This window comes from Armatimonadota bacterium (assembly GCA_016223145.1).
GTDB lineage: Bacteria > Armatimonadota > Fimbriimonadia > Fimbriimonadales > Fimbriimonadaceae > Nitrosymbiomonas.
The window spans coordinates 147,661-171,384 of sequence record JACRPN010000009.1 but is presented as its reverse complement, the minus strand read 5'-3'; the positions used below and the strand labels follow the sequence as shown (position 1 = coordinate 171,384).

General features: G+C 62.2%; 21 protein-coding genes. 8 read left to right on the top strand and 13 right to left on the bottom strand.

From position 1 onward, the window contains the following. Window positions 1-31 precede the first annotated feature (31 nt). The 4 genes from HZC36_07865 to HZC36_07850 form a co-directional block, all read right to left on the bottom strand. On the bottom strand, window positions 32-1,552 hold the full coding sequence (locus HZC36_07865; GenBank protein ID MBI5706891.1) for a DUF1501 domain-containing protein: 1,521 nt from the start codon (window positions 1,550-1,552) through the stop codon (window positions 32-34). Further along, the gene (locus tag HZC36_07860) at window positions 1,553-2,239 is read right to left on the bottom strand and encodes a hypothetical protein (GenBank protein MBI5706890.1); all 687 of its coding nucleotides are present in this window, start codon (window positions 2,237-2,239) and stop codon (window positions 1,553-1,555) included. It abuts the gene before it with no gap. A 90-nt stretch (window positions 2,240-2,329) separates the two neighbouring features. Beyond that, entirely contained in the window at window positions 2,330-5,506 is a 3,177-nt protein-coding gene (locus tag HZC36_07855; protein ID MBI5706889.1) for a DUF1553 domain-containing protein, read from the bottom strand. A gap of 63 nt (window positions 5,507-5,569) precedes the next feature. Continuing rightward, window positions 5,570-6,559, bottom strand: a complete 990-nt coding sequence (locus tag HZC36_07850) for an FAD:protein FMN transferase (GenBank protein MBI5706888.1) — start codon at window positions 6,557-6,559, stop codon at window positions 5,570-5,572. Here HZC36_07850 and HZC36_07845 point away from each other — a divergent pair. The 4 genes from HZC36_07845 to HZC36_07830 all read left to right on the top strand — a co-directional run bounded on the left by HZC36_07845 (window position 6,531) and on the right by HZC36_07830 (window position 10,704). Next, window positions 6,531-7,325 carry a formylglycine-generating enzyme family protein gene (locus HZC36_07845; GenBank protein ID MBI5706887.1) on the top strand — a complete coding sequence of 265 codons (795 nt, stop codon included), beginning with the start codon at window positions 6,531-6,533 and terminating at the stop codon, window positions 7,323-7,325. The two genes, HZC36_07850 and HZC36_07845, sit on opposite strands and share 29 nt — an antisense overlap. A gap of 254 nt (window positions 7,326-7,579) precedes the next feature. Continuing rightward, window positions 7,580-8,911 (top strand): Gfo/Idh/MocA family oxidoreductase, encoded by a 1,332-nt coding sequence (locus HZC36_07840; protein ID MBI5706886.1) that lies wholly within the window; start codon window positions 7,580-7,582, stop codon window positions 8,909-8,911. Window positions 8,912-8,960: 49 nt separating this feature from the next. Continuing rightward, window positions 8,961-9,887: a TIM barrel protein gene (locus tag HZC36_07835; protein MBI5706885.1), complete on the top strand. Its 927-nt coding sequence runs from the start codon at window positions 8,961-8,963 to the stop codon at window positions 9,885-9,887. A gap of 136 nt (window positions 9,888-10,023) precedes the next feature. Further along, complete coding sequence (locus HZC36_07830; protein MBI5706884.1) at window positions 10,024-10,704, top strand: PEP-CTERM sorting domain-containing protein; 681 nt, start codon at window positions 10,024-10,026, stop codon at window positions 10,702-10,704. A gap of 57 nt (window positions 10,705-10,761) precedes the next feature. Here the strand turns inward: HZC36_07830 and HZC36_07825 are convergent, their stop codons facing one another. From HZC36_07825 to atpD, 4 genes are all read right to left on the bottom strand, one after another. Then, window positions 10,762-12,021 (bottom strand): amidohydrolase, encoded by a 1,260-nt coding sequence (locus tag HZC36_07825; GenBank protein MBI5706883.1) that lies wholly within the window; start codon window positions 12,019-12,021, stop codon window positions 10,762-10,764. A gap of 55 nt (window positions 12,022-12,076) precedes the next feature. After that, entirely contained in the window at window positions 12,077-12,484 is a 408-nt protein-coding gene (gene atpC / locus HZC36_07820) for an ATP synthase F1 subunit epsilon (protein MBI5706882.1), read from the bottom strand. A gap of 150 nt (window positions 12,485-12,634) precedes the next feature. Further along, window positions 12,635-13,297, bottom strand: a complete 663-nt coding sequence (locus tag HZC36_07815; GenBank protein MBI5706881.1) for a hypothetical protein — start codon at window positions 13,295-13,297, stop codon at window positions 12,635-12,637. Window positions 13,298-13,553: 256 nt separating this feature from the next. Then, complete coding sequence (gene atpD / locus HZC36_07810; protein MBI5706880.1) at window positions 13,554-14,993, bottom strand: F0F1 ATP synthase subunit beta; 1,440 nt, start codon at window positions 14,991-14,993, stop codon at window positions 13,554-13,556. Between the two features lie 227 nt (window positions 14,994-15,220). On the opposite strand from atpD, the gene HZC36_07805 reads away from it, so the two are divergent. Next, window positions 15,221-15,967 carry a sugar phosphate isomerase/epimerase gene (locus HZC36_07805; GenBank protein MBI5706879.1) on the top strand — a complete coding sequence of 249 codons (747 nt, stop codon included), beginning with the start codon at window positions 15,221-15,223 and terminating at the stop codon, window positions 15,965-15,967. A gap of 27 nt (window positions 15,968-15,994) precedes the next feature. Then, window positions 15,995-17,284 carry an oligosaccharide flippase family protein gene (locus HZC36_07800; protein ID MBI5706878.1) on the top strand — a complete coding sequence of 430 codons (1,290 nt, stop codon included), beginning with the start codon at window positions 15,995-15,997 and terminating at the stop codon, window positions 17,282-17,284. Here HZC36_07800 and HZC36_07795 read toward each other — a convergent pair. After that, window positions 17,281-18,705 (bottom strand): MBL fold metallo-hydrolase, encoded by a 1,425-nt coding sequence (locus tag HZC36_07795; protein ID MBI5706877.1) that lies wholly within the window; start codon window positions 18,703-18,705, stop codon window positions 17,281-17,283. The genes HZC36_07800 and HZC36_07795 overlap by 4 nt on opposite strands. A gap of 72 nt (window positions 18,706-18,777) precedes the next feature. Between HZC36_07795 and HZC36_07790 the strand changes: the two genes are divergently transcribed. Beyond that, complete coding sequence (locus HZC36_07790; GenBank protein ID MBI5706876.1) at window positions 18,778-19,488, top strand: hypothetical protein; 711 nt, start codon at window positions 18,778-18,780, stop codon at window positions 19,486-19,488. Window positions 19,489-19,496: 8 nt separating this feature from the next. Here HZC36_07790 and HZC36_07785 read toward each other — a convergent pair whose 3' ends face one another. The 3 genes from HZC36_07785 to HZC36_07775 are packed head-to-tail and all read right to left on the bottom strand — an operon-like array spanning window position 19,497 to window position 21,427. Beyond that, the gene (locus HZC36_07785) at window positions 19,497-20,324 is read right to left on the bottom strand and encodes a phytanoyl-CoA dioxygenase family protein (GenBank protein MBI5706875.1); all 828 of its coding nucleotides are present in this window, start codon (window positions 20,322-20,324) and stop codon (window positions 19,497-19,499) included. Between the two features lie 42 nt (window positions 20,325-20,366). Then, entirely contained in the window at window positions 20,367-20,939 is a 573-nt protein-coding gene (locus tag HZC36_07780) for an AAA family ATPase (protein ID MBI5706874.1), read from the bottom strand. A 5-nt stretch (window positions 20,940-20,944) separates the two neighbouring features. Next, a complete protein-coding gene (locus HZC36_07775) occupies window positions 20,945-21,427 on the bottom strand; it encodes a DinB family protein (GenBank protein ID MBI5706873.1) in 483 nt (160 codons plus the stop codon). Between the two features lie 239 nt (window positions 21,428-21,666). Here HZC36_07775 and HZC36_07770 point away from each other — a divergent pair, with 239 nt between their 5' ends. Continuing rightward, window positions 21,667-22,872, top strand: a complete 1,206-nt coding sequence (locus tag HZC36_07770; protein MBI5706872.1) for an MFS transporter — start codon at window positions 21,667-21,669, stop codon at window positions 22,870-22,872. Here HZC36_07770 and HZC36_07765 read toward each other — a convergent pair. Beyond that, window positions 22,869-23,723 (bottom strand): SMP-30/gluconolactonase/LRE family protein, encoded by an 855-nt coding sequence (locus HZC36_07765; protein ID MBI5706871.1) that lies wholly within the window; start codon window positions 23,721-23,723, stop codon window positions 22,869-22,871. The two genes, HZC36_07770 and HZC36_07765, sit on opposite strands and share 4 nt — an antisense overlap. Window position 23,724 lies beyond the last annotated feature (1 nt).

Below are 23,724 nucleotides of genomic sequence, written 5' to 3'. Positions count from 1 at the left end.
TGTACACATGCTCATGTGTACATATGTGGCTCTATGCCAACAAGGCTTCCACCACGTGCCCGTGCACGTCGGTGAGCCGGAAATCCCGTCCCTGATAGGGGAAAGACAGCTTCTTGTGGTCCACGCCCATCAGCCATAGCAGCGTGGCGTGCAGGTCGTGGACGTGCACCGCGCCCTCGGTGAAGTTGTCCTTGGTGGGCTCGATCGGGTTGCCATCGGCGTCGGCGATGTTGTAGCCGTAGGCATCGGTCCGCCCGTAGGTCGTTCCCGCCTTCACGCCTCCGCCCGCCAGAAAGACCGTAAAGCAGCGCGGGTGGTGGTCGCGCCCGAAGGCGTTCGGATCAAGGGGCCCTTGGGAGTAGCTGGTGCGCCCAAACTCGCCGCCCCAAACGATCAGCGTGTCGTCAAGCATCCCCAGCCGCTTGAGATCCTTGATGAGCGCCGCAGTCGGCTGGTCAGTCTCACGGCACTGCACCGCCATGCCGCCCTTGAGGCCGCCGTGGTGGTCCCACCCTTGGTGATAGAGCTGGATGAAGCGCACGCCTTTCTGCGCCAGCCGCCGCGCCAGCAGACAGTTCGAGGCGAACGTCCCAGGCTTCTTCGCGTCGGGGCCGTAGAGGTCGAACACCTCCTGCGGCTCCTTGCTCAGGTCGGTGACCTCCGGCACGCTGGTCTGCATTCGGTAGGCGAGCTCATACTGCGCGATCCGGCTTTCGATTTCCGGGTCCAGCTCGCGCTCGAACTGGTGCTTGTTGATCTCGCTGAGGCGGTCGAGCATGGCCCGACGGCCGGAATTGCAGATGCCGTCCGGATTGGAAAGATACAGCACCGGGTCGCCGCCGGAGCGGAAGCGAACGCCCTCGTACCGGGAATCCAAGAATCCGCTACCCCAAAGCCGCGCATAGAGCGGCTGGTCGCCCTTGTTCACGCTCGCGAGCACGACGAACGCGGGTAAGTCCTGGTTCATCGAGCCCAAGCCATAGGACATCCATGAACCAAACGACGGCCTCCCCGCAATCTGGCTGCCGGTCTGGAAAAAGGTGATCGCTGGGTCGTGGTTGATCGCCTCGGTGAACATCGAGCGGATGAAGCAGCACTCATCAGCCACACTGCCAATCTGCGGCAGAAGCTCGCTGAGCCAGGCGCCCGACTGGCCGTGCTGGGCGAACTTGAACGGCGACCCGGCGAGCGGAAGCACGCTCTGGTTGCTGGTCATGGCGGTCAGGCGCTGCTTGCGCTTGATGGAGTCCGGGAGGGCTTCGCCGTGTTTCTCGCGTAGGAGCGGCTTGTCGTCGAAGAGGTCTTGCTGGGCGGGCCCGCCCGCTTGAAAGAGATAGATGATGCGCTTGGCTTTGGCGGGATGATCGACTCCGGCCAAGCCCTTCTGAGGTCCAAGGTCCGAGGTCCGAGGTCCGAGGCTCCCTGCAGCCGTTTCCGAAAGGAGCGACGCCAAGGCGACGCCTCCAAAGCCCCGCGCCGTCCTGCCGAAGAACTCCCGGCGCGTCAGGCCTAGGAGCACATCGTCAGAACGGCGCGAAGCGGGTCGGCTCATTTAGCCTCCGAAGTTGTCCGGATCGAACTTGAACGGCGCGCCGCCCATGGCTTTGAGCCTGTCGGCCTGTTCTTTCGTGAGGATCTTGCCGAGTTCGTCGTTCAGCGCCTTGGTGTTCTTCGCCATCAGGTCGCGAACCTCGGAGAACTCGATCTCGCCATCGCGGGCTTTCTGCATGATGGACTGGTTCGCCTCGCCCTGCCTCTTCTGGAGGTCGGCGGCCTTCTTCTTCTGGTCGTCGGTGATTCCCAGTTCTTTTTGGACGTCGGCGTTCAGGATGATCGCGTTGCCGGTGCGCTGCACCCAGAGCTCGCGAAGGCGCTTGGCCTGGGTTTCGTCGAGCACTTCCTTGGTGATCTTGGCTTCGGCTTCGGCTCGCTTCTTGGCCATGGCCTGCATTTCTTCCTGGCTAGGAGGCTGTCCGCCGGGCTGGAATGAGCCGCGCATCGATTCCATCTGCGCTTGATTCCATGCCAAGAGCTTGCTCTTCTGGTCGTCGGTAAGCTTGAGTTCCTTCGAGACGTCGCTGCGGACGGTGAACTCACGGTCCTGGAAATTGAAGCTGAACATGATGTTCAGGGGGCTGCCTGCTCCGCCGCCGCCCATCATTCGGAAGCCCTGAGCGCTGACAGGGGCCACGGCGGCGGCGATCAGCGCGGCAATGGCGAAAATCTTGGAGAGTTTCATCGTTGTTTCATCCTTCCGGAACTGCCCTCCGGAGTCTGTCTGCGGATACGTTTCGCGCAGCTCCTGCGGTTCCACGCCAGTTTAGTCCCATCATCGCTTCCAAATGACCGCATCGGAACTCAAAATCGCCTGAACAGCCACTGTCAGCGACGCCACTTCGATAGGGTCGAGGTCCCTGTCCGCCTTGCTGTCTCCCACTTTCAGCAGCTTCTCAGCAAACTGCTCGCCAGTTCGAAACAGGGCTCTTTGCTCGCCCAAGAGCCGCAGCAAAGAGGCCATCTCGGCCGGGTCTGCGCGCCGTCCGGATAGCCTGCGAAAGGCGGTCTGCAGATGGGTGACTTCCGTACCTGGCGACTTCAAGAGGCGCTCCGCCAGCACCCGGCACGCCTCGACGAACTGAATGTCGTTTAGGAGCACCAGGGCTTGCAGGGGCGTATTCGTCGCGGGCCGTCGCATGGTGCACGCCTCGCGCGAGGTGGCGTCGAAGAGCATCATGTTCGGGGCCGGGGTGGTGCGCTTCCAGGTGGTGTAGAGGCTGCGCCGGTAAAGGTCGGCGCCCTTGCTCTGCACAAATCCGGGGCTCATCGTGTTGTTCTCCTGCCAGATTCCCGCGGGCTGATAAGGGTTGACGGGCGGCCCTCCTAGCTTGTCGGTGAGCAGGCCGCTCGCGGAAAGCGCCAGATCACGGACCATCTCCGCGCTGAGCCTGCGGCTCGGTCCGCGGGAGAAGAAGCGGTCTTGAGGGTCCTTGGCTTTCTTGGCTTTTCGTTGGGCTTCCGGACCCAGCAGTGAGGAGTCCTGCCTATAGGTCGCCGACAACACAATTCGTCGGAGGAGCTTCTTTACGTCCCACCCAGAATCCACAAACTCCCGAGCCAGGTAGTCCAGGAGCTCCGGGTTCGAGGGTTGGGCGCCTTGGGTGCCGAAGTTCTCGCTCGTCTCCACGAGCCCGACCCCGAAGAGCATCTGCCAGAAGCGGTTGACGGCTACCCTCGCGGTGAGAGGGTGGTTGGGCTGGGTGGCCCAGCGCGCCAGGGCGAGCCGGTCGTTCTTACCTTTCGTCCCGAGCGGTGGCAGAGAGGCCGGAACCCCGCGACGGACGCGGGTCTTCTCGTTCTTGGGCGCGTCGTAGGCCCCCCGGGCGAGCAGATAGGCCGGGATCTCGGGATTGGCCTCAGCCATGACCGAAATCTCCCGAATCGGCTCTTCGACGTTGGCGAGATGCTCCTGCGCTTTCCGCAGCTCGGCCATCGTGCTTTGGAAGCCCGGGTCGATCGCGGCAGCGTATTCGAGTTGTCTGCCAGACAAGGCCTCGACAGGGTCGCCACCCGCGAGCACGCTCATTTCGGGTTCGCAGACCGCCCGCCCGACGAACACCACGTCGTCGATCTTGCCGCCCTTGAACCCTGCATCGCGGAATCGTTGCCCGAAGCACCAATCGCCACCGCTCCCTCCTAGATCACCGTAAGCGTTGATCTTCTTCCAAAGCCTGTTCACGATCGTTTCTGTGGCGACAAGGCGCCCGTTCAGGTAGAGCTTGAGCCCCGATGCATCGCCGCTTCCGTCCCAACTCCAGCCCACATGGGCCCAGGCGCCCTTCGGCACGCGGACCTCGGAGCGAACTGCCACGGCGTTCCCGGGCCAGTGCCGCATGACGCGCGCCGTGAGGAACCCGTCTTCGAGCATCAGGTCGAAGCCACAGAAGCCGACGTCCGTGCCACCCGTGCGGTGAAGAACTACGACCGGCCCCTTCTGTCTGGGGTCCTGCACCCAGAAGCTCCAAGAGAAAGGCTCCCATCGCTCGCGTGCCGGAAGGCCGCGCACCACAACCCCGTTGTCGCCATCCAGCAAGGCCGCTTTGCCCTGATGGCCGTCCACGAGCGCCACTTGGCCCAAGGGCTGCGCGGCCGCTGCGCCTCCAGTTAGGTTCGGGTACTTGTCTCCAGGAGTATCCAGCTCGAATCGGCCCAAGACTCCGTGCACCTGGACCGACTGGATCTTAACGGCCTGCAGTAGTCCGGTACCGGCGCCTTCCCATTGAGCCAGCACATGCCGCTTTTTCGCAACTTCGACCGCCTTCCTCGCTTCGGCCAGCTTCGTCGCCTGCTCTTGAGTCGGCAGCAAGAGCGAGGGCGTGGGCACGATCTCGGTGCTGAGCAGCAGACCGTACTCCTTGATGTTGTTGAAGTACCCGTAGAGTTGGTAGTACTCCTTCTGCGTCAGGGGATCGAATTTGTGGTCGTGGCACCGGGCACAGCCTACGGTCAGACCTAGAACCGCCGTGCCAAAGGTGTTCACCCGGTCCACGGCGTATTCGGTCTTGAACTCCTCGGCGATCGAACCGCCTTCGTTCGATTGGCGGTGAAGCCGGTTGAACGCCGTTGCCAAAATCTCGTCCCGCGTCGCGTTCGGAAGCAGATCCCCGGCGATCTGTTCGGTCAGAAACTGATCGTAGGGCTTGTTCGCGTTGAACGCCGAGACCACCCAGTCCCGGAAAGGCCAGCTAGGCATGAGAAGGTCGGACTGATAGCCGTAACTGTCGGAGTACCGCGCTGCATCCAGCCACTCCACAGCCAAGCGCTCGCCGAAATGGGGGCTGGCGAGCATGCGGTCAGCGGCACGTTCATAGGCGTCCTTTCGTCGGTCCGTGTTGAAGGCGTCAATCTCTTCTTCGGTCGGCGGCAGACCCGTGAGGTCAAACGTCGCGCGCCGGAGCCATCGCCACCGGGGAGCTTCCCTGCTCGGGGCCAAACCGACCTTCTGAAGACGGCCAAACACGAATCGATCGAGGGGGTCCTTGGCCCATCTTGCGCCGGCCGTTGGGACCTTCACCCTTGTAGGCAGCGGCTCGAAAGACCAAAGCCGTCCGTAGGCCGCGCCCTCCTCGATCCAGCGTCGGAGCAGTTCCCTTTCGGCTTGCGTGAGCTTCTTTCCGCTGTAAGGGGGCGGCATCGGAGCGTCTTTGCCGTTGATCTTCTGGATCAGCAGGCTCTTTCCCGGTTGGCGCGGCACGACCGCCCAGCGACCGGTCCCACGCTCGGCAAAGGCGCCTTCGGCGATGTCGAGCCTCAGCCCTGCTTGTCGCGAAGAAGGGTCGGGACCGTGGCAAAGGAAGCACTTGTCCGAAAGGATGGGAAGGATGTCCTTGGAAAAGCTGATCCTCTGCTTGCTGCTCGATCCTTGCCCTCCTATGGCGGGCTGAAGCAGCAGGCTCCAGCCACCAAGGACGGCCGACAATAATGGGATCGCTTTGCCAAGCGAAGACATGAACGCGAGGATACCGAACCTTTCTTCGCGCTTCGCCCGATTCAGACGCCAGTTGGCAGTGAATCAGGGGGTCACAATGAAGACTGCGGCCGCGCCTTCGCGGCAAGCCAGTCTCCGCCCAACTCCCGGCCCCAGCACACAGATCACTTTCGTGAGCGGGTCCGACCGGAGCCCTCTATTAGCGATGACGGTCGCCTGGAGGCGGTTGGAGAGCCCCAAACCGGTCCGAGGATCGCAGATGTGCGAATACCGCTTGCCGTCGATCTCGACAAACTGATAGGCGTCGCCCGAGGTGGAAATGGCGACATTGGAGAGGTGCTGCACCTGCTCGCTTGAACCCAGTATCTTGATCGGCCAACCCCAACTCCCAGGGGGCGCGGCACCCAGTGTGATGTCGCCGCCGCACTCCACCATGGCAGATCGAATTCCAGCCTTCTTGATGGCCGCCAAGGCGAAGTCGCAGGCGTCGCCCTTTGCGACGCCTCCCAGGTCCAGGAGCATGCCGGGAACCGTCAGTTCCGCGGTTTGTGCACGGCGATCGAGCTTGAGTTTCTTCCAGCCGACCAGCTTAAGCGCGCTTTGCAGGGCCTCGGCCGGCGGCATCTTGCCGTCCTTGCGCGCCTGCCGCCAGAGCCGGACCACCGGGCTGCATGTCACGTCGAACGCCCCACTCGAGAGCCTTGCCACGTCCTGGGCGTGCCAAAGCACCCGGAACAGGTCCTTTCCGATGGGCTGCGGCCCTTGCCCCGCCTTCGCGCAGAATCGCATCAGTTCGCTGTCGGGGCGGTAGTCGCTCATGATCTGTTCGAGGCGTGCGAATTCGCCAAATCCGGCGCGGGCTGCCCTTTCCGCTGCCTCCTCCGAGCGGGCATAGAGGGTGAGGTTCACCCGGATTCCCATGTGAATCTGGCTATACTCGAACCTAGCGAGGGCGAAGGGCGAAGGGCGAAGGGCGAAGGATTCAGCCGAGCTCGGAGCCGCAACCGAGCCGCCGCCCAAGCGTCCAAGAACCGAGACTCCCAAGATGATGCTGAGCGTTGCCTTACTGACCATTGCCTCTTCTGCCGGCGCCGTGGTGACCGGTGTACCGTCGCACAACCCACAAGACCGGGCGCCCTACGAACAGAAGATACCGGACTCGCTCGCAAGCTTTCGGATGGTCCCGCTCCCAGACGGCAAGATCACCCTCCAGGACCGAACCTACGAGATCAAGGGCCTGTTCATCGGGGAAACCGAGGTGACTTGGGACGTTTTTGACGTTTACGCGTTCAAGCTCGATGTGCCTGTCGAAGAGCACACCACCGCGGCCATCGTTCGCTCTCGGCCGAGCAAGCCCTACGGCGCGCCGGACCACGGGTTCGGCCATGAGGGCTATCCGGCGCTCTGCGCCACCTTCAACTCGGCGCAAATGTTCTGCGCCTGGCTCAGCGCAAAAACCGGCAAGAAGTACCGCCTCCCCACGGAGGCCGAGTGGGAATATGCCGCCCGCGCAGGTAAGGACAAGCTGGAGAGCAAGATCACTGACCTGGCGTGGGTCTCGGACAACGCGAAAGAGAAGACCCACCCGGTCAAGCAGAAGAAACCCAATGCTTGGGGCCTCTATGACATGCTTGGCAATGCGGGCGAGTGGTGCAAAGACATGACCGGCGAGCCCGTGCTCTGCGGGGGGTGCTGGATGGACAAGGGGTCGACGGTGAACCCATCCACGCGCGCACACCAGGACCGATCTTGGAACAAGACCGATCCTCAGATGCCCAAGAGCCGCTGGTGGCTCTCGGATGGGTTCTTTGTGGGTTTGCGGGTTGTCTGCGAGGGGTGAGGAGCAGCCTCTGCGTCGCACGTTCCGGCAACAGAAAAGGCGGTAAGGGATGGGGCAAGAGACTCCGGACCCGCGCCAGACCGCCCTCTACTAGGACGACTTCACGTTGAAATGAGCCTTCGAGCGGAAAGGCAGACGGAGAGTCTGCCCTACGGGAACCCGGACACGTTCAACTCACCCTTTTCGCGACTCTCCGTCTCCAGTCGTTTCAGCGCCCCCTTGCACTGCAAACCGATTCCGGCTATGCTTGCTGCATGGCGCGAAACAACGGCCCGTCTCGGCGCGAAGTCCTGGCACGCAGCGCGGCGACGGCGGCAGCATTAACCTTTCCAGCAGGCGTGTTCTCCCAGGCCAAGAACACCATCAGAGTCGGCGTGATCGGCTGCGGAGGCCGCGGCACGGGCGCCATGTTCAACAGCCTCGATGCCGATCCGGGCGTGGTCGTTTGGGCCCTCGGCGACGTGTTTCAGGATCGCCTCGACGGCTCGCGCAACTATCTCAGGGACAACATCAAAGAGAAGGAGCGCTTCCAGGTCACCAAGGACCGGGAGTTTGTCGGTTGGGACGCCTACAAAGGCGTGGTCGCCACCAAGCCGGACTACGTCATCCTCGCGACCCCGCCCTATGCCCGTCCGATCCACTACGCGGCGGCGATCGAGGGTGGATGCCACGTATTCACCGAAAAGCCGGTCGCCACAGATGCCCCGGGTATTCGCCAGTTCCTCGCCGCTTCCGACTTGGCGACGCAGAAGAAGCTCAACGTGGTCTGCGGCACCCAGCGCCGGCACGATCTTGCTTACCTCGACATCATGAAGCGCATCCACGATGGCGCAATCGGCGAGATCCGGGCGCTCTATTCCTACTGGAACCAGGGCGGCCTCTGGAGCGTCGCCAAGACTCCCCAGATGAGCGAGATGGAGTGGCAGCTCCGCAACTGGCTGTACTTCACCTGGTCCTCGGGCGACCACATCGTCGAGCAGCACGTCCACAACATCGACATCTGCAACTGGGCGATGAACGCGCACCCCGTGAAGGCGATCTGCCTCGCGGGCCGCCAGGTCCGTACCGACGCGATCTTCGGCAACATCTACGATCACTTCATGACCCAGTTCACCTATGCGAACGGGGTTATTCAGACCAGCTCTTGCCGGCAGATCGACAACACGGCTTCGCGCGTCTCGGAGCTGATCGTCGGTACGAAAGGCACCTCGGACGCTGCAAGTCGGATTAGGATGAGTCAGGGCAGCGCTTCCAAGTCCTACTTCCCGAAGGGCCCGAGCCAGGGCGGATCGAGCGGCGGCAGCGACTACAGCTACCCCGACATGAACAAGAAGCCGGACCCCTACATGCTCGAGCATAAGGACCTGATCAAGGCCATGAAGAGCGGCGACTACGTCAACGAGGGGCACCGCATCGCCGAGACCACTCTGACCGCCATCATGGGCCGGATGGCCGGCTACACCGGCGCCGAAGTGACCTGGGAGCAGGCTTTAAACTCGAACGAGAAGCTCGTTCCAGCGCGCTTCGAGTTCGGCCCGATCGCCGTTCCGTCGATCGCCATGCCCGGAAAGACCAAGCTGGCCTGATCACCAGGCACGGGCGGCCTCAGGGGGCCGCCCGTCGCGCTTTCCCGCCATGCCCAAACCCACCCGCCGTTCGCTTCTGAAAGCTGGTCTCGCGGCAAGCTCGCTGCCGCTGATCAAGACCGCAAGCGCCTCCAGCACCGTGAGGGACCCCATGCAATCCAAGCCGTTTTCCATGAAGTTCGCGCCGCATTTCGGCATGTTTCGCAACCATGCGGGAGACGATCCCGTGGATCAGATCCACTTCGCCGCCGACCAGGGCTTTCGCGCCTGGGAGGAAAACGGCATGAAGGGCTACTCGGTGAAGGATCAGGAGCGGATCGCCAAGGCCATGGCTGACCGAGGGGTTCAAATGGGGATATTCGTGGCGACCTCGATCGACTGGACCAACCCGACCCTAACGACGGGTCGAAAGGAGCACCTCGACAAGTTCCTTGCCGAGTGTCGGGAATGTGTCGACGTCGCCAAGCGCATGAACACCAAGTGGATGACCGTGGTGCCGGGGACCTGCGACCGCCGCCGGCACATGGGCTATCAGACCGCCTATGTGGTTGAAGCCTTCAGGCGCGCTTGCGAGATATTCGAGCCGCACGGTCTGACTATGGTGATCGAGGTGCTCAACTTCCGCGACCACCCGAACCTGTTCCTCACCGACGTTCCGCAGGCCTATGAGATTTGCCGCGCCGTAAACAGCCCGGCCTGCAAGATCCTGTTCGACATGTATCACGCTCAAATCCAAGAGGGGAACATCATCCCGAATATCGATGCGGCATGGTCGGAGATCGGCTACTTCCAGATTGGCGACAACCCGGGGCGCAACGAGCCGACCACCGGTGAAATGAACTACAAGAACATCTTCGCCCACATCAAGGCAAAGGGGTTTCAGGGCGTCTTGGGGATGGAGCATGGCAACCAGAAGCCTGGCAAGGAAGGCGAGTTGGCGCTGATCCAGGCTTACCGCAGCTGCGATCCGGCCTAGCATAAATACGGGCTTTCCCAGCGGTATTGCCGGCTGGTATTGCAACGGGGGTCACTTTCAACTACTATAAGAAGGCACTTCCGGCCGGTTTGGCTGGGTGGGTTCTTTTTGATTTGGAGGAAATATGAAACGTTCTTTGGCTTGGGCCGCCCTTGCGGCGCTCTCTGCGGGCGCAATCGCGCAAGACTTTTCCGAAGGCTTCGACGACGTGTCCCTGCTGGCCGGCATGGGTTGGGACATGATCAACCACAGCGACAGTGCCCAGAACAATTGGTTCCAGGGCAATGACACAGTCTTTCCGGCCCTCAGCGGCGCAGGCGACTCCTACATCGGCGCCAACTGGCAGTTTACGGGCGGAACCACCGGCCAAGAAACCCTCAGCGGCTGGCTGATCACGCCCATGCGCACGCTTCGCAACGGCGACACGTTCTCGTTCTGGACCCGGACGGTCGACGCCTCCGGCTTCCCGGATCGCCTCCAGTTGAGGTTGAGCACCAATGGCGCCAGCTCAAACGTGGGTTCGGGCGCCGAGGGTGTGGGGGACTTCTCCACCTTGCTGGTCGACGTCAACTCTAGCGAAGCGGCCTCCGGCTATCCGGAGACTTGGACCCAGTACTCCGCGACGGTATCCGGGCTCAATGCCCCGACCGACGGGAGGTTCGCCCTTCGCTACTACGTTCACAATGGCGGCTTCTTCGGGGCCAACTCGAACTACATTGGCGTGGACGACGTGAACTACGACGGCACCGTTCCCGAGCCGGCGACCCTGGCCGCCCTGGGCATTGGCGCCCTGATGCTCCTTCGCAAGCGACGCTGATTCCTTTTCGGAAAGACAACGCCGCTCCGGCTTTGAGCCGGAGCGGCGTTGTCTTTCTTAATACGCCGTCGCCAGTTCGACGAACACCTTGATTCCGATCTCGATGGCGTCGTCGTTGAAATCGAACTCGGGGGTATGAACTCCTGGCACGGATTCTTGCCCAGGGGGGATCACGCCAAGCTGGAAGAAGCAGGCAGGGCACTCGGAACCGTAGTAGCTGAAGTCCTCGCCACCCATCGTGGGAAGCCCCTGGTCGCTCACCGCTTCGGCTCCCAACGCGCGCGTCGCAGCCTCCATGAAGTCCGCGACCGCTTCGGCCGAGTTGCTGGTGCAGGGATAGCCAGGCATCCAGACAATCTCTGCCTTGGCGTTGTGGGCTTCGGCGACCCCTGTTGCAACTTGTTTGAGTCGGCGCTCAGCCAGCTTGCGGGTTTCCGGCAACAGCGTGCGCACCGTTCCCTTGATGGAAGCGGTGTGGGGGATGATGTTCGTCGCGGTACCGCCATCGATCTGGCCAACCGTGATCACAATGGAGTCAAAGGGGTCGATGTTCCGCGAGGCAATGCCTTGGAGGGCGACCACCACGTGCGCCGCGCAGACGATGGGGTCGATACCGGTGTGGGGCGCGGCCGCATGGCCTCCTTGACCTCGAATGGTGATGTCGAAATTATCGGTCGCCGCCATCATGGGACCGACGCGGGTCGCCACCTTGCCAAGCGGAAGCGTTGTCCATCCGTGAAGCCCAAAGATCCGGTCGGCCTTCGTCCCGATCACTTTTCCGGAAAGCGCTCCGTCCTCGACCATGCGCTTGCCGCCCGCGCCTCCCTCTTCGGCAGGCTGAAAGAGCAGAAGCACGTTGTTGGGTCTCTCGTCCATCGCCGCAAGGGTTTTCGCAACCCCAAGGAGAATCGAGGTGTGCCCATCGTGCCCGCAGGCGTGCATCTTGCCGGGAATAGTGCTGGCGTAGTCCTTTCCGGTCGTCTCGTGGATGGGAAGCGCGTCCATGTCCGCGCGTAACGCGATGGTCCTGGGGAATGGGTGTTCAGGTGATCGGGTGTTCAGGTGTTCGGAGTCCGTAACCTGAGAACCTGATGACCTGGCAACCTGGCCACCCTCCACCGTCGCCGGCAACCAACCCAAAACCCCCGTCCCACCCGCCAAACCAGCAACGAACTCGACCCCCGCCGCTTTCAGCTCACGCTGAACCACTTCGCTGGTGTGGAACTCCTCATAGGCGAGCTCCGGATGCCTGTGAATCTCATGACGGATGGCGGTGACTTCTTCGAGGAGGGTGCGGCTGGGCGCGACGGCGGACATGCGGGGACTTTACCCCTCAATGAGTCGAGGGAAAAGGGCTGACTCTCTGGCTGCGTCAGGCCAACCGCGCGGCTTTCTGGCGGATGACCGCCCACTCCACCTCGACCACCGCGTCGTCGGTGTCCATCGGGGAATCTTCGCCTCTGAGCGCCCTGCGCGCCTCTTCCAGGTCCTTCTCAGCCCGGGCGATGTCGATTTCGGTCGCCGGCTCAGCTGCATCGGCAAGGATCGTGGCTCTGTCGTTCGCAAGCTCGAAGAAGCCGCCCTTGAGCGCTACGTAATGGCGGTCATGCGTGGCCGAAACGTACTCCAGAAGACCCGGCTTGAGGGCCACCACCAGCGGCACATGGTTCTTGAGCACTCCGAAGTACCCAGCCGCGCCCGGAGCGATCACGGACACGACCTCTTGCTCCACGACGCTGCGGTCGGGGGCGACGACGGAGAGGTGGAACGTAGCTGCCATGGAAGCTGGGAGTATACCTTTGGGGCTCATAGGGCTATGGTTTCGGCGGTCTATGTTGCATGTGATCCGAAGACTGAGCCCCCTCACCCGGTTCGCTGCGCTCACCGACCTCTCCCCAGGGGGGCGAGGTGGTCCATTTGCGCACCCTTCCTATTCCACAGCCACGTGCCGGTAGTACATCAGGTTCATCCCGAGCACCATGCTCGCAATGAGCACGCGCTCACCGAACCCCATCGACTTGAAGCAGAGCCCCATGCCGACGATGGCGCAGATGACTAGGGCTGTAATCCAAGGGTCTTCCATCTCGCGGGCCGCCAGCGCGAGCCAGGTGCTGGAGATAAGCGCCGCACAGATGAACATGAACAGGTGGTTGACCGAATAGGGGTCGGTCGAGGCGATGCCGCCAAGGAGGCCGAGGTCCATGGCCAGGACAAAGGCGATCCCCGGGTTGCCCGATGCCGCCAAGCGCACCATCAGGATCATGCCGATCAACCCCAGAACCGCAAATAGGGTCCAAGCATCCTTGTGTCCCTTCGAAAGCTGAACGCTGATGGGCATGTTCACGCCGGTCCAGTCGGGGCGGCCCGTTTGGGGCCGAGGGACTCTCGCCGCATGCGTTACGAAGGGCGTCGCCACGGTGGCGTGTCCGACGTCAGCAGAAGAGTCCGCCTGACTCCAGAACGGGGCAAAAAGGGGGTACCAGAGCAAAACCCCCGCAACCACGCTAAGAACGCCAAAAGCCTGCGTCGGTAGCCAGCGCTTGGGTTTCGGCTTGGGGCGCCTCCATGTGGGGATATAGCGCCGGGAGATCATGGACTCCTACTTCTTCGGACCGGGCCGAACTCCTTCACCCAAGGCCGATGGCGCCGAGCGCAACAAGGCCTCCCGCGAGCGACCCATCACGTTCCGAAACCCTGATGGGTGAGTTTCAGCTTCGAGCGACCTCAAGGGAAACAAACGACAACCCCGCACAACCGTTCAGGGCTGTGCGGGGTTATCTTCAGGTCGACTGCCAACCGGCACTCCATGGCAGTGCCGCGGAGCTTCAAGCACGGGCAAGCTGCCCTTCCTACGCTACAGCTTTCAGCTTGTTGGCCTTCTCCATCACGTCGTCGAGGCCGCCGCAATAGAGGAACGCCTGCTCGGGCACGTCGTCCAAATTGCCCTCGATGAGCTCCTTGAACGCCGCCACCGTGTCCTCACGCCGCACATAGCGGCCGGGGTTTCCGGTGAACTGCTCCGCCACGAAGTTCGGCTGCGAAAGGAAGCGCTCGATCTTTCGGGCGCGCGCCACGACCTGCTTATCGTCGTCGCTGAGTTCGTCGATACCCAGAATCGCGATGATGTCCTGAAGCTCTTTGTAGCGCTGCAGAATCTGCTGAACGCCTCGGGCGACAGCATAATGCTCTGCGCCGACGACCTGCGGATCGAGGTTCTTCGAGACCGAAGCCAGAGGATCAACCGCGGGATAAAGACCCTTCGAAGCGATCGCGCGCTCCAGATAGACATAAGCGTCGAGGTGGGAGAACGTGGTCGCCGGAGCGGGGTCGGTGGGGTCGTCGGCAGGCACAGAGATCGCCTGCACCGAGGTGACCGAACCCTTGGTGGTCGACGTGATGCGCTCCTGAAGGAAGCCCATCTCGGTGGCCAGCGTGGGCTGGTAGCCCACGGCGCTGGGCATACGTCCCAGAAGCGCCGAGACCTCGGAGCCCGCCTGGACGAACCGGAAGATGTTGTCCACGAAGATCAAAACGTCGGAGCCGACTTCATCGCGGAAGTACTCGGCCATCGTGAGCGCAGCCAAGGCGACGCGAAGGCGCGCTCCGGGCGGCTCGTTCATCTGGCCGAAGACCATGGCGGTCTTGTCGATAACCGACTTCTCCACGCCGTCCACGTCCTTGAACTTCGCGTGCTTCATTTCGAGCCAGAGGTCGTTGCCCTCGCGGGTGCGCTCGCCGACGCCGGCAAACACCGACACGCCGGAGGCTTCGACCGCGATGTTTCGGATCAGCTCCTGGATGAGAACCGTCTTGCCCAGGCCCGCGCCGCCGAAGAGTCCGATCTTTCCGCCCTTGTTGAAGGGGCAGAGAAGGTCGACCACCTTGAGACCGGTCTGCAGGATTTCGACCTTTGTGCTCTGGTCCTTGAGGGGTGGCGGCTGGCGGTGGATCGGGTCGCGCCGAACGCCCTTGGATAGCTCCGCGCCGTTGTCGATCGGGTTGCCAAGCAGGTTGAATACGCGGCCCAGCGTCTCGTCGCCCACGGGCACGGTGATGGGGCCGCCGGTATCGACGGCGGGCATCCCACGGACGAGGCCGTCGGTGGTGCTCAAGGCAACCGTTCGAACGGTATCGTCACCAAGGTGCTGGGCAACTTCGCAGACGAGGTCGATACCGCGCTTTTCGTCCTTGATCGTGATGGCGTTGTAGAGCTCGGGCAGCGTCTCCGTCGCAAAGCGACAGTCGACGACGGGGCCCATGACCTGAATGATGGTGCCGGTTCCTGGCATAAGAAAAACTGATCCTCCGAAACGTTACGGGACACTCTACGAGCGCACCCTGGGAACAGGCGGCATTATACCAGGGGACAGGAGCCGGACGGAGCACGGACATTCAGCCCGTTTCCCCGTCCGTGGATGTTTGGTCCGCGGACCCGGCGGTCCCCTTTCTATGATTTGGCGGGTGGCCGGTTGGCCATCTGCAATCTCCCCATTCCCTCCGCCAGAATGAGGCTGTCATGAAACTCTCCGTGCAGCTTTATTCCGTCAGGGACCAGGCCTCTTCCGACCTGCTGGGCACCCTGCGATCGCTGAAGAAAATGGGACTCCACTACGTCGAGCTTGCGGGCACGTACGGCCTTCCCGCCGCCGAGCTCAAGGCCATCCTCGACGACACCGGCCTCGGCGTCACCGGCGCCCATGTCGGCCTTGGCGAACTGGAGGGCGACCTCGACAAAGTCATCGCCGACCACAAGACCCTCGGAAACGATTTCATCGTCATCCCATGGCTCGGCGAAGCCGACTACAAAGAGGGCTGGGACAAGTTCGCCGCACGTATCGCGCCAATCGGCAAGAAGCTAAAGGCCGCCGGGCTCCAACTCGGCTATCACAACCATGCCTTCGAATTCGCCAAGCAAGAGGGCAAGCTGGGCCTCGACGTACTTTTTGAGAGCAGCGATCCAGACGAACTGAAAGCCCAGGTCGACCTCTTTTGGGTCTGGTTCGGCAAGGAAGACCCCGCGGCCTATCTCAAGAAGCTCGGCAAGCGCGTCAAGCAGGTCCATCTGAAGGACGGCCTCGACAAGCCCGAGCCCGTTTTCGCCGAGCCCGGAGCCGGCGTGGTGGACTGGGACTCCGTTCTGGCAGCCTGCACCGAATCGGGTGTGGAGGTCGGTTCGATCGAGTACGACGTTGCGCCGAGGCACCCGCTCGAAAGCGTGGAAGCCAGCGTGAAGTACTTCCGAGCCAAAGGCATCCGGGAGTAGCCGTAAAGCCATAATCCCAAGAGCCTGATGCCCGAACCGGCGCGAAGCCCTTGGAGCCGACTGAAAGACCAGAGCCGTTTTTTGCACGGCAAGGGTTTTTTTCACCTGCTCACCGGCAACTTCCTCGGCCAGTTCCTCAGCGTGGCGATGATCTTCGTGGTCGCCAAGCTTGTGACCAAAGAGGAACTGGGAAGCCTACGCGTGCTCCAGTCGTACCTGATGGTGCTCATCCCGGTTTCTGCGTTCGGCGCGAACGTCACGCTCCTCAAGTTCTGCTCGGAGAACCGCCCCGAGGACGAAAAGCAGGCGATCTTCAGTTACGGGATTCGGCGATTGGCGTTCACGGCGCTCGCGGCCGCGCTCATCTTCTGCGGAGTGGTCCAGGCGGGGTACCTGACCCCTTCGGCGCAGATCGCCGGATGGGCCATGGTGCTCGTCTGGACGGTGCCGCTCCAGAACCTCATGGACGCCTGCAGCTGGTATCTGCAGTCTCAGAGGAAGCTCGTCGAAACCGCCAGGATGATCGCCGCTGTGCGGGGCCAGAACTTCGTGCTCGCGGTGCTGGCAACCTGGATCTTCGGCATGCCGGGGTTTCTGTACGGGCTCCTCTTTGGGTTCCTGGCAGCGCTGGTGCCCATTGTGAGAGCGGTGGGACCGAAAACTTTTGCTGTCCGTCCAGTCCGGCCTCCAAAGTTCGACAGACTATCGTTCCAGGCCTGGGTCAGCAGCAGCCTCAGCGTCGCGATGGTTTATGCCGATTCCTACCTGCTGGACCATTTCGTGAAGGACCGAAGCCAGATTCCGGATTACCAGATGGGCGCGATCTTTTCCTTGGCGGCGATGCAGATCACCGCTACCGCCCAGAACATCGCCGCGCCGTTCTACAGTGAGAGGTCCCATGACGATGCCTGGATGCGCCGCAAAATGCTGCAGTTCCAGGGCAAGCTCTTTGCCTCCAGCCTGGGAATCGCCGTCGCCCTCCTCGGCCTCACCTGGCTGATCATCCATTTCATCTATCCCAATTATCTGGGCGCGATTGGCTATACCGCGATCCTGCTGCTGCGCTATGTGGTGCTCGCGGGGTCCGGCATCCTCTCGATGGGGCTGCTCGGCAAGGGCCGGCACGAATGGAACGCGCTGGGCAGCTTGGCGGGGATGATCGTGGGGGTAAGCGTCGGGCTGACCCTATTGCCGCACATGGGCGCTTCGGGAATCGCCTGGGGACAGGTGGCCTCGGCCCTTGCCATGTCGCTGGTCATCTGGACAGGTATGTGGTTTGTGTTTGGAAGGCGTAAACTGGCGGAATCACGCGGCTAGCCGGCCGGCACCAAACCCCGATCCACCATTCCGACATAGCCGTCACGAATGTGCGCAACATCCGTGAAACCCATCGAGGCCAGCACCGACACCGCCACTGCCGAGCGCTCCCCCGCGTGGCAGTACACCTCGATTCGCCGGTCCTTGGGCAGACTCCCCGCCAACGCGGGCAGCCTTCCATAGTGGATGTTCACCGCGCCGGGATAGTGGCCTTCCTCAAACTCCGCAGCGGCCCGCACATCGAGCCGAACGGCATCCGGCGACAAATGCCCGCTATCCGTGTGGTCCGCCGATGCAAGCTGCCGTGAAGAAGCGCTCTCGATGGCATCGGGCCCAGACCAGGACACCACGTTGTCGACTCCTATCAAGCTCAACTCGCGGCGGGCATAGCGCGCGTCCTGTTCGCTCGCTGCAATGAGGGAGACTGGACGATCCGCGGGAATTAGCCAGCCGGCATAGGCCACGAATGAGCGGCACACACTGATGTTCAAACTTCCGGCAAGGTGCCGATCTTGAAAGGCCTCGCACGGCCGGACGTCGAGGGTCAGCGCACCCGGAAGGGGCGAGCCGGTCCTCGCGAAGTCCGGCCGGTCGGCGAGCATCCCGGGCCCTTGCTTGTTCTGAACCTTCATGCGTCCGAAATAGGGCGGCGCGTCGGGCTGGCCGGTAAGGACCTCCATCACAAAATCATCCTCGCCGGCAATCTGGAATGCCCAGTTCGTGGCTTTCTCATAGCCCAAAGTGCTGACTGGCGATCCGCCCAAGGCCTTGCCGCAGGCTGAACCTGCGCCGTGCGCCGGCCAGACCAGGAGGTGGTCCGGATAGGCTCGGATTCTCTGGAGCGACTGATGCAGCCGCCGCGCTCCGGGCTCGGCAGTGCCTTTGATGCCGGCGGCGTTTTCGAGAAGGTCCGGGCGGCCCACGTCTCCTACGAAGATGAAGTCGCCTGAAAAGAGCGCAACGGGGGTTCCCCCCTCACTCGGTTCGCTACGTTCACCGGCCTCTCCCAAAAGGGGAGAGGCGGAGAGGTCGGTCAGCAAAAAGCAGATGTGCTCGGGGGTGTGCCCCGGGGTGTGGAGCACTTTGAGCTGGACCGCGCCGGTTCCAAAGGTGTCGCCGTCCTTCACAAGCCGCACGTTTGGCTCGCTGCCGAAGGCATATTTCCAGTCTGCATCGCCTTCGTCGCTCAGATAGAGCGTTGCGCCCGTCCGCGCAGCCAATTCGCGGGAACCCGATAGGTAGTCCGCGTGGATGTGGGTCTCGGTGACAATGGCGATCCGAAGACCCTCGGCTTCGGCGGCTTGAAGGTACTGATCGAAATCGCGGTTGGGGTCGATGATGACCGCTTCACCGGTTCCGGGGCAGCCGATCATGTAGCTCGCTTGGGCGAGGCCTCGATCAAAGAAGCGCTTGAAGGTCATTGCTTTCCATTTTACGCCTCCGGCGCGAGAACATCTTCTCAAAGCGACTTGGAACCTGATAAGGTAATAGGCATGGCGCCCACACCCGGCTTTCAGCCTCCCGCACGCAAGAGCAACTCGGTCTTGATCTGGGTGCTCGTGGGGTCGATCGTGTTCGGCGGCCTCTTTGTCGGAGGCATGGTCCTCTTCCTGATGAGTGGTGTGAAGCAAATCCAGGAAAACCCTGCCTATGCGGTGGCGGCGAAGTACCTTCCACCGGAGTATCAGACCCACCCGGCGGCAGGAGGATGGGCGCATTGCGCGTTCACCTACGCCGGATTCGAAATGGACCTTCCCGCGAACCCGGAGATGGGTCTGGAAGCGGACCCCTATTCCCATTCGATGGTCGCGAGCAGCGAAGCCTTCGTCAACTTCGGCATCGAGTTCAAAACCACGGCGGTCGCCCTAACCTACTGCCGGTATCCGGTGGAGGCCGACCTGATGGTCGAGCAGGCGATCCAATCGGAATGGCAGGTTTTTGGAATGATGCATGGCGAGCGGCAAGGCAAATGGCTTGTCGTCAAGAAGTCCACCCTCGGCTCTCGCGATTGCTGGGTCGCGGAGACGGACACGACGCGGCTCGGCAACTCGGCCCATGTCCTGGTATTTGGGGTTGTGGATGGCAAACGATCGGTCACTGCATGCGTCTCAGGCGATGCCGATGAGGTAAGAAAGCAGGCCAAACGGATGGCGGAGAGCCTCAAGTTCGGGCAAGAAAAGCCGTATCGCTCGCGAAGATCGTAGGGCCTTCCCTATCTTGAGAAGACCCCGTGCCTGCCTTCGCGATCCACCAGGTTTCCGCAAGGTCCACCGCCCCAAGGGTTGGCTTCCAGGCCCTCCACGATCGTGCCATCGAAGCGATACACCGGGAAGTAGTACTGCGCCACCTTTTCGGCCTCACCCTCAATGTAGTGGCCGACGATGATGCGTCGAAACCGTGTCTTCGAGAGGTTCGGGCCTGATCCGTGGATGAGCGAGCCATTGAAAAACAGCATGTCCCCGGTCTTCATCCGGACCAGCTCGGTCCGGCAGTCTTTTGGGACCGGCACCTGGTCGAAGGTGAAGCTTTTCTTTGCATCTGATTCGCCCGGGCATAGCATCGGGAGGTCGTGCGAACCCGGCACGATCTGCAAGCAGCCGTTCTCCTCGTCGATGTCTTCGAGCGCCAGCCACGCCGCCATGCAGGTTCCAGGCTCGGCACGTAGGTAGCGCTGGTCCTGGTGCAGCGCCTGCCCCTTGGCGCCGGGCGGCTTGAAGTAGACCATCGTCTGCACCGCCAAAGGCTCACGATTGTAGAACGCCGTCAAATGTTGCCGGATGCGCTCGTCGACCATGTAATCGAAGGCGACCTGGTCCCCTCGATGCGGCTGAAGAAGGCGGGGATACCGCTTGAGCGGGTCCTCGGAATCAGGATGAACCCCGCCCTCGGCCCAGCCGTCGCCGCCGCGCTCCACCATGGTGGTGAAGTAGTCGCTAAGCTTCGCGCACTCTACGGCGCTGAAGAGGCCCCTGACAAGCAGATAACCGTTCTCTTGATAGAAACGCACATTCTCGGGGCTTGGGGTTAAGGTGGGTTGCATCGTTATTCCTCAAGGCGTCTGGCGGTTCATTTTAGCCGCGACCTACGTGAGTTCCAAGCCAATTTCAGAAACCCACCGGTCAAAGTTCTTCGGTCGCCGAAACTCCAGCAGGGGAATAAGCGCCGACTGGGACTCGTCTTTGAACTCTCTGAGGCGCGCTAGGTTTAGGGAATGAGACTTGAGCAGCCACAGGAGAATGCTGTCGCGGCTTAGGAAGCTCGTCTTCCAATTCTCCCTGCAGCCCTTCCAAAGCACCTCTTTCCTCCAGCAGCGGCGGACGGTTCGCCAGAGCAGCCGTCGGAAGGTGAAACCGAGCGGGAAGTGCAGCCAGATGACCAGATCGGCCCTGGGCAGGGTCAGGTGTCTTGTGCGCGAGTAGTTGCCGTCCACCACCCAAGCGTCGCCCTCGATGGCTTGTGCTATCCGCTCGAAGAACACCGGATCCGGCGCAGAGTGCCAGTTCGGCTCGTGGAACAGGCTGTCGAGCTCCACGTAGTCAACGTCGAGCTTCTTCGAGATGGCCCTGGCGAGGGTGGACTTGCCCGAACCCGTGGGGCCGCAGACCAGGATGCGCCTACAGTTGCCGAGATCGAACTCTGCCGGATCGACGCGCATGGCGCCTATTTGGGGAATCCCGGTGCGGTCTGGATGAAATGCGCTTGTCCCTGGTGATAACCGGCGTGAAAGCCGAGCCGTGCAAACGCCCCGTCGCCCGTGATCACCGGCCCCAAAGCACTGACAATCTCCTTTGTCCGCACTTTTGGATCGGCGGCCTCGATAACTGGGCCCGCGATGGCGGCGGCTGCCGCGAGCGAGGCCGCCACGAACTCCGGCGTCATCTCCGAGCTCGTGAACGGAAACGGCTTGTCGTTGACCACGCCGTCCGTCGCCGCGGCCTTGATGCGGGCTTCCTCGGTGGAAAGTTCGCGCTCAGTGAGCTGCGAGGCAAAGGAGACTTCGACCCCGGCAACGTGCATCGCCATCTCGGCCATCGTCAGGGTTCCCTCATGAATGCGCCAGTTGAGCTGCTCCTGGCTCATGCCCTCGAGGGCGGCGAGGAACCGGGACCGAGAGAGCTTCCAAGATTGTGCGAAGTCGGACATGGCGCCCTGAGGATACCTAGGGATGAGCCGGTGAATGGGAGAGACGGGGAGTGGGAGAAACGGAGAAACCGGGATACGGTGAGTCGGCGAGACGGTGCATCGTGAAAGGGTGAGGCAGGGGGCGGGGAACACCCTCGCCCCTTGTGGGAGAGGGTCCGTGAACGCAGTGAACGGGGTTGAGGGGGCTTCTGGGACAGCCGAGCGGTCCTTCGCACTTCCCGTCTGCTAACCTACCACCAATGGAAGGCCGAGATCGAGAGGCCCGGCGGCTTGCGCTGGACTGGCAGAAGCTCGCCCTCCTGACCTTCCTTTTCACCTTCGGCTTCAACATCTATATGGGCGTCTTCCAGAACTTCTTTCGCGAGGTTCTGCATGGGGACGAGGTCGGGCTCGGCGGGCTGGAGTCCATGCGCGAAGTCCCCGGCCTCATCGCCGCCCTGATGGCCGGCATCTTGGTGGCACTCGCGGAAAGCCGCATCGCTGCGCTCGGGCTCGCCATCACCGGGATCGGCATCGCCCTCACAGGCCAGGCAACCACGTTCTGGGGTCTCACCGCCATCACCGTTTTTTGGTCCGTGGGTTTTCACCTCTATTCGACCGTGCAGCCGGCAATCACGCTCAATCTTGCGAAGGGAGTCGAGGGTGGGATGCACCTCGGCCGAATCCGGGGGATCGGGTCGATGGCGACTGTGGCGGCCTACGCCATAGCCTATCTGGTGGCCACGCCCTTACTCCCGAGGGAGAACTACAGCGTCTTCTTCTGGGGCGCGGGGGCCGCCATCTTTGCAGCGGCTATCGTCAGCGGAACGCTGAGCCATCACTCCTCGGGCGGAAAGCGCCAGCGGCTGATCATTCGCCGTGAGTACGGTCTCTATTACCTGCTGGTCTTTCTGGATGGTTGCCGCCGCCAGATTTTCATGATCTTCGCGCTGTTCACGCTGATCAAGGTCTATCACACGCCGCTCGACGCCGTGCTCAAGCTCTCGCTGATCAACGCCCTCGTTTCGGTGTTCGTTTCGAAGTCCATGGGCAGGCTGATCGACCGGGTGGGCGAGCGCCTGCCGCTTACGATCTATGCCATCGGCCTGATCGTGGTGTTCACCGGCTACGCGACCATCCCGAATGCCACCTGGCTGATGGCGCTCTACGTCGCCGACAACTTCCTCTTCGGGTTCTCGATTGGGTTCACAACTTACCTGCATCGCATCGTGCGGCCCGGCGAGCTCACGCCGTGCCTGGCGATGGGGACGACCATGAACCACGTCGCGGCGGTCACGCTGCCGATCATTGGCGCCCTGGTGTGGAAAGCCACTGGCAACTACCAGATGCCGTTCTTCATCGGAGTGGGATTGGCGATCGTCGCCCTGACAGCCACCCTGAAGCTGCCCAAAGGCCACGCGGGGGGCACTGAAGTGTCAGTCCCTGATTTGGAGCCAAGCGCTTAGGGCGCCAGGCCCCTCACGCGCACCTTCACCGAATACACGCCCGTCCGAGCCGTGACGTAGAGGGTCTTCCCATCTCTGCTGAACGTCAGGTTCGCCGGCTGCTCCGGGAACTTGATGACTTCGAGCACCTTCCCTTCGCGCGAAATGACGTTCACCCCATCGCTGCTCGCGCTCCACACGCGGCCTTCGGAGTCTACGCGCAGACCGTCCGGATTGGGCGTCTTTGCCCAAGCATCCACGCCACCCGAGAGCGATCCGTCATGGGCCACCTCAAACCGCCGAATATGCCCCTTGCTCGTGTCCGCCACATAAAGGAGCTTCTCGTCGGGGCTGAAGACCAGCCCGTTCGGCCGATCAAAGCTCTTGTCGAGCAGCTTCATCTTGCCGTCCACAATCGCATACACGCCGTTAAAGTCGTGCTCGACCTGGCTGGGCTGAATGCCGTAGGGGGGATCGGTGAAGAAGATCGCACCGTCTTTTCGGATCGCCACGTCGTTCGGGCTGTTCAGCCTCTTTCCTTCCCAGCTCTCGGCGAGCACGGTCATCCTGCCGTCCTTTTCTTGCCTCTCGACGCGCCTCGCGCCGTGCTCGCAGCTCACCAGACGACCCTGCGGGTCCAGGGTGTGCCCATTGGCGTTGTGGCTCGGGTTTCGATATACCTCGAGCTTGCTATCTTTCCAGCGGTACATCTTGTTGGCGGGGATGTCGCTGAAGACCAGGCTCCCGTCCGGCATGGCGCAGGGGCCTTCTGTGAACTGAAGACCCTTGGCCACTACCTCGATCGGCGCGCCCGGGGCAAGGAAACTCTCCTGAGCCTCAGAAGAAACGGCGAACAGAAGGGGTATGAGCATG

Excerpts from the sequence above, each read along its gene's own strand:
- HZC36_07780 (MBI5706874.1), bottom strand. The coding sequence starts at position 20,939 with ATGCGCGTCGATCCGGCAGAGTTCGATCTCGGCAACTGTAGGCGCATC.
- HZC36_07775 (MBI5706873.1), bottom strand. The coding sequence starts at position 21,427 with ATGTCCGACTTCGCACAATCTTGGAAGCTCTCTCGGTCCCGGTTCCTC.
- HZC36_07815 (MBI5706881.1), bottom strand. The coding sequence starts at position 13,297 with ATGATCTCCCGGCGCTATATCCCCACATGGAGGCGCCCCAAGCCGAAA.
- HZC36_07785 (MBI5706875.1), bottom strand. The coding sequence starts at position 20,324 with ATGCAACCCACCTTAACCCCAAGCCCCGAGAATGTGCGTTTCTATCAA.
- HZC36_07805 (MBI5706879.1), top strand. The coding sequence starts at position 15,221 with ATGAAACTCTCCGTGCAGCTTTATTCCGTCAGGGACCAGGCCTCTTCC.
- HZC36_07845 (MBI5706887.1), top strand. The coding sequence starts at position 6,531 with ATGATGCTGAGCGTTGCCTTACTGACCATTGCCTCTTCTGCCGGCGCC.
- HZC36_07835 (MBI5706885.1), top strand. The coding sequence starts at position 8,961 with ATGCCCAAACCCACCCGCCGTTCGCTTCTGAAAGCTGGTCTCGCGGCA.
- HZC36_07850 (MBI5706888.1), bottom strand. The coding sequence starts at position 6,559 with ATGGTCAGTAAGGCAACGCTCAGCATCATCTTGGGAGTCTCGGTTCTT.
- HZC36_07865 (MBI5706891.1), bottom strand. The coding sequence starts at position 1,552 with ATGAGCCGACCCGCTTCGCGCCGTTCTGACGATGTGCTCCTAGGCCTG.
- HZC36_07855 (MBI5706889.1), bottom strand. The coding sequence starts at position 5,506 with ATGTCTTCGCTTGGCAAAGCGATCCCATTATTGTCGGCCGTCCTTGGT.
- HZC36_07770 (MBI5706872.1), top strand. The coding sequence starts at position 21,667 with ATGGAAGGCCGAGATCGAGAGGCCCGGCGGCTTGCGCTGGACTGGCAG.
- HZC36_07800 (MBI5706878.1), top strand. The coding sequence starts at position 15,995 with ATGCCCGAACCGGCGCGAAGCCCTTGGAGCCGACTGAAAGACCAGAGC.
- atpC (MBI5706882.1), bottom strand. The coding sequence starts at position 12,484 with ATGGCAGCTACGTTCCACCTCTCCGTCGTCGCCCCCGACCGCAGCGTC.
- HZC36_07795 (MBI5706877.1), bottom strand. The coding sequence starts at position 18,705 with ATGACCTTCAAGCGCTTCTTTGATCGAGGCCTCGCCCAAGCGAGCTAC.
- HZC36_07860 (MBI5706890.1), bottom strand. The coding sequence starts at position 2,239 with ATGAAACTCTCCAAGATTTTCGCCATTGCCGCGCTGATCGCCGCCGCC.
- HZC36_07825 (MBI5706883.1), bottom strand. The coding sequence starts at position 12,021 with ATGTCCGCCGTCGCGCCCAGCCGCACCCTCCTCGAAGAAGTCACCGCC.
- HZC36_07840 (MBI5706886.1), top strand. The coding sequence starts at position 7,580 with ATGGCGCGAAACAACGGCCCGTCTCGGCGCGAAGTCCTGGCACGCAGC.
- atpD (MBI5706880.1), bottom strand. The coding sequence starts at position 14,993 with ATGCCAGGAACCGGCACCATCATTCAGGTCATGGGCCCCGTCGTCGAC.
- HZC36_07790 (MBI5706876.1), top strand. The coding sequence starts at position 18,778 with ATGGCGCCCACACCCGGCTTTCAGCCTCCCGCACGCAAGAGCAACTCG.
- HZC36_07765 (MBI5706871.1), bottom strand. The coding sequence starts at position 23,723 with ATGCTCATACCCCTTCTGTTCGCCGTTTCTTCTGAGGCTCAGGAGAGT.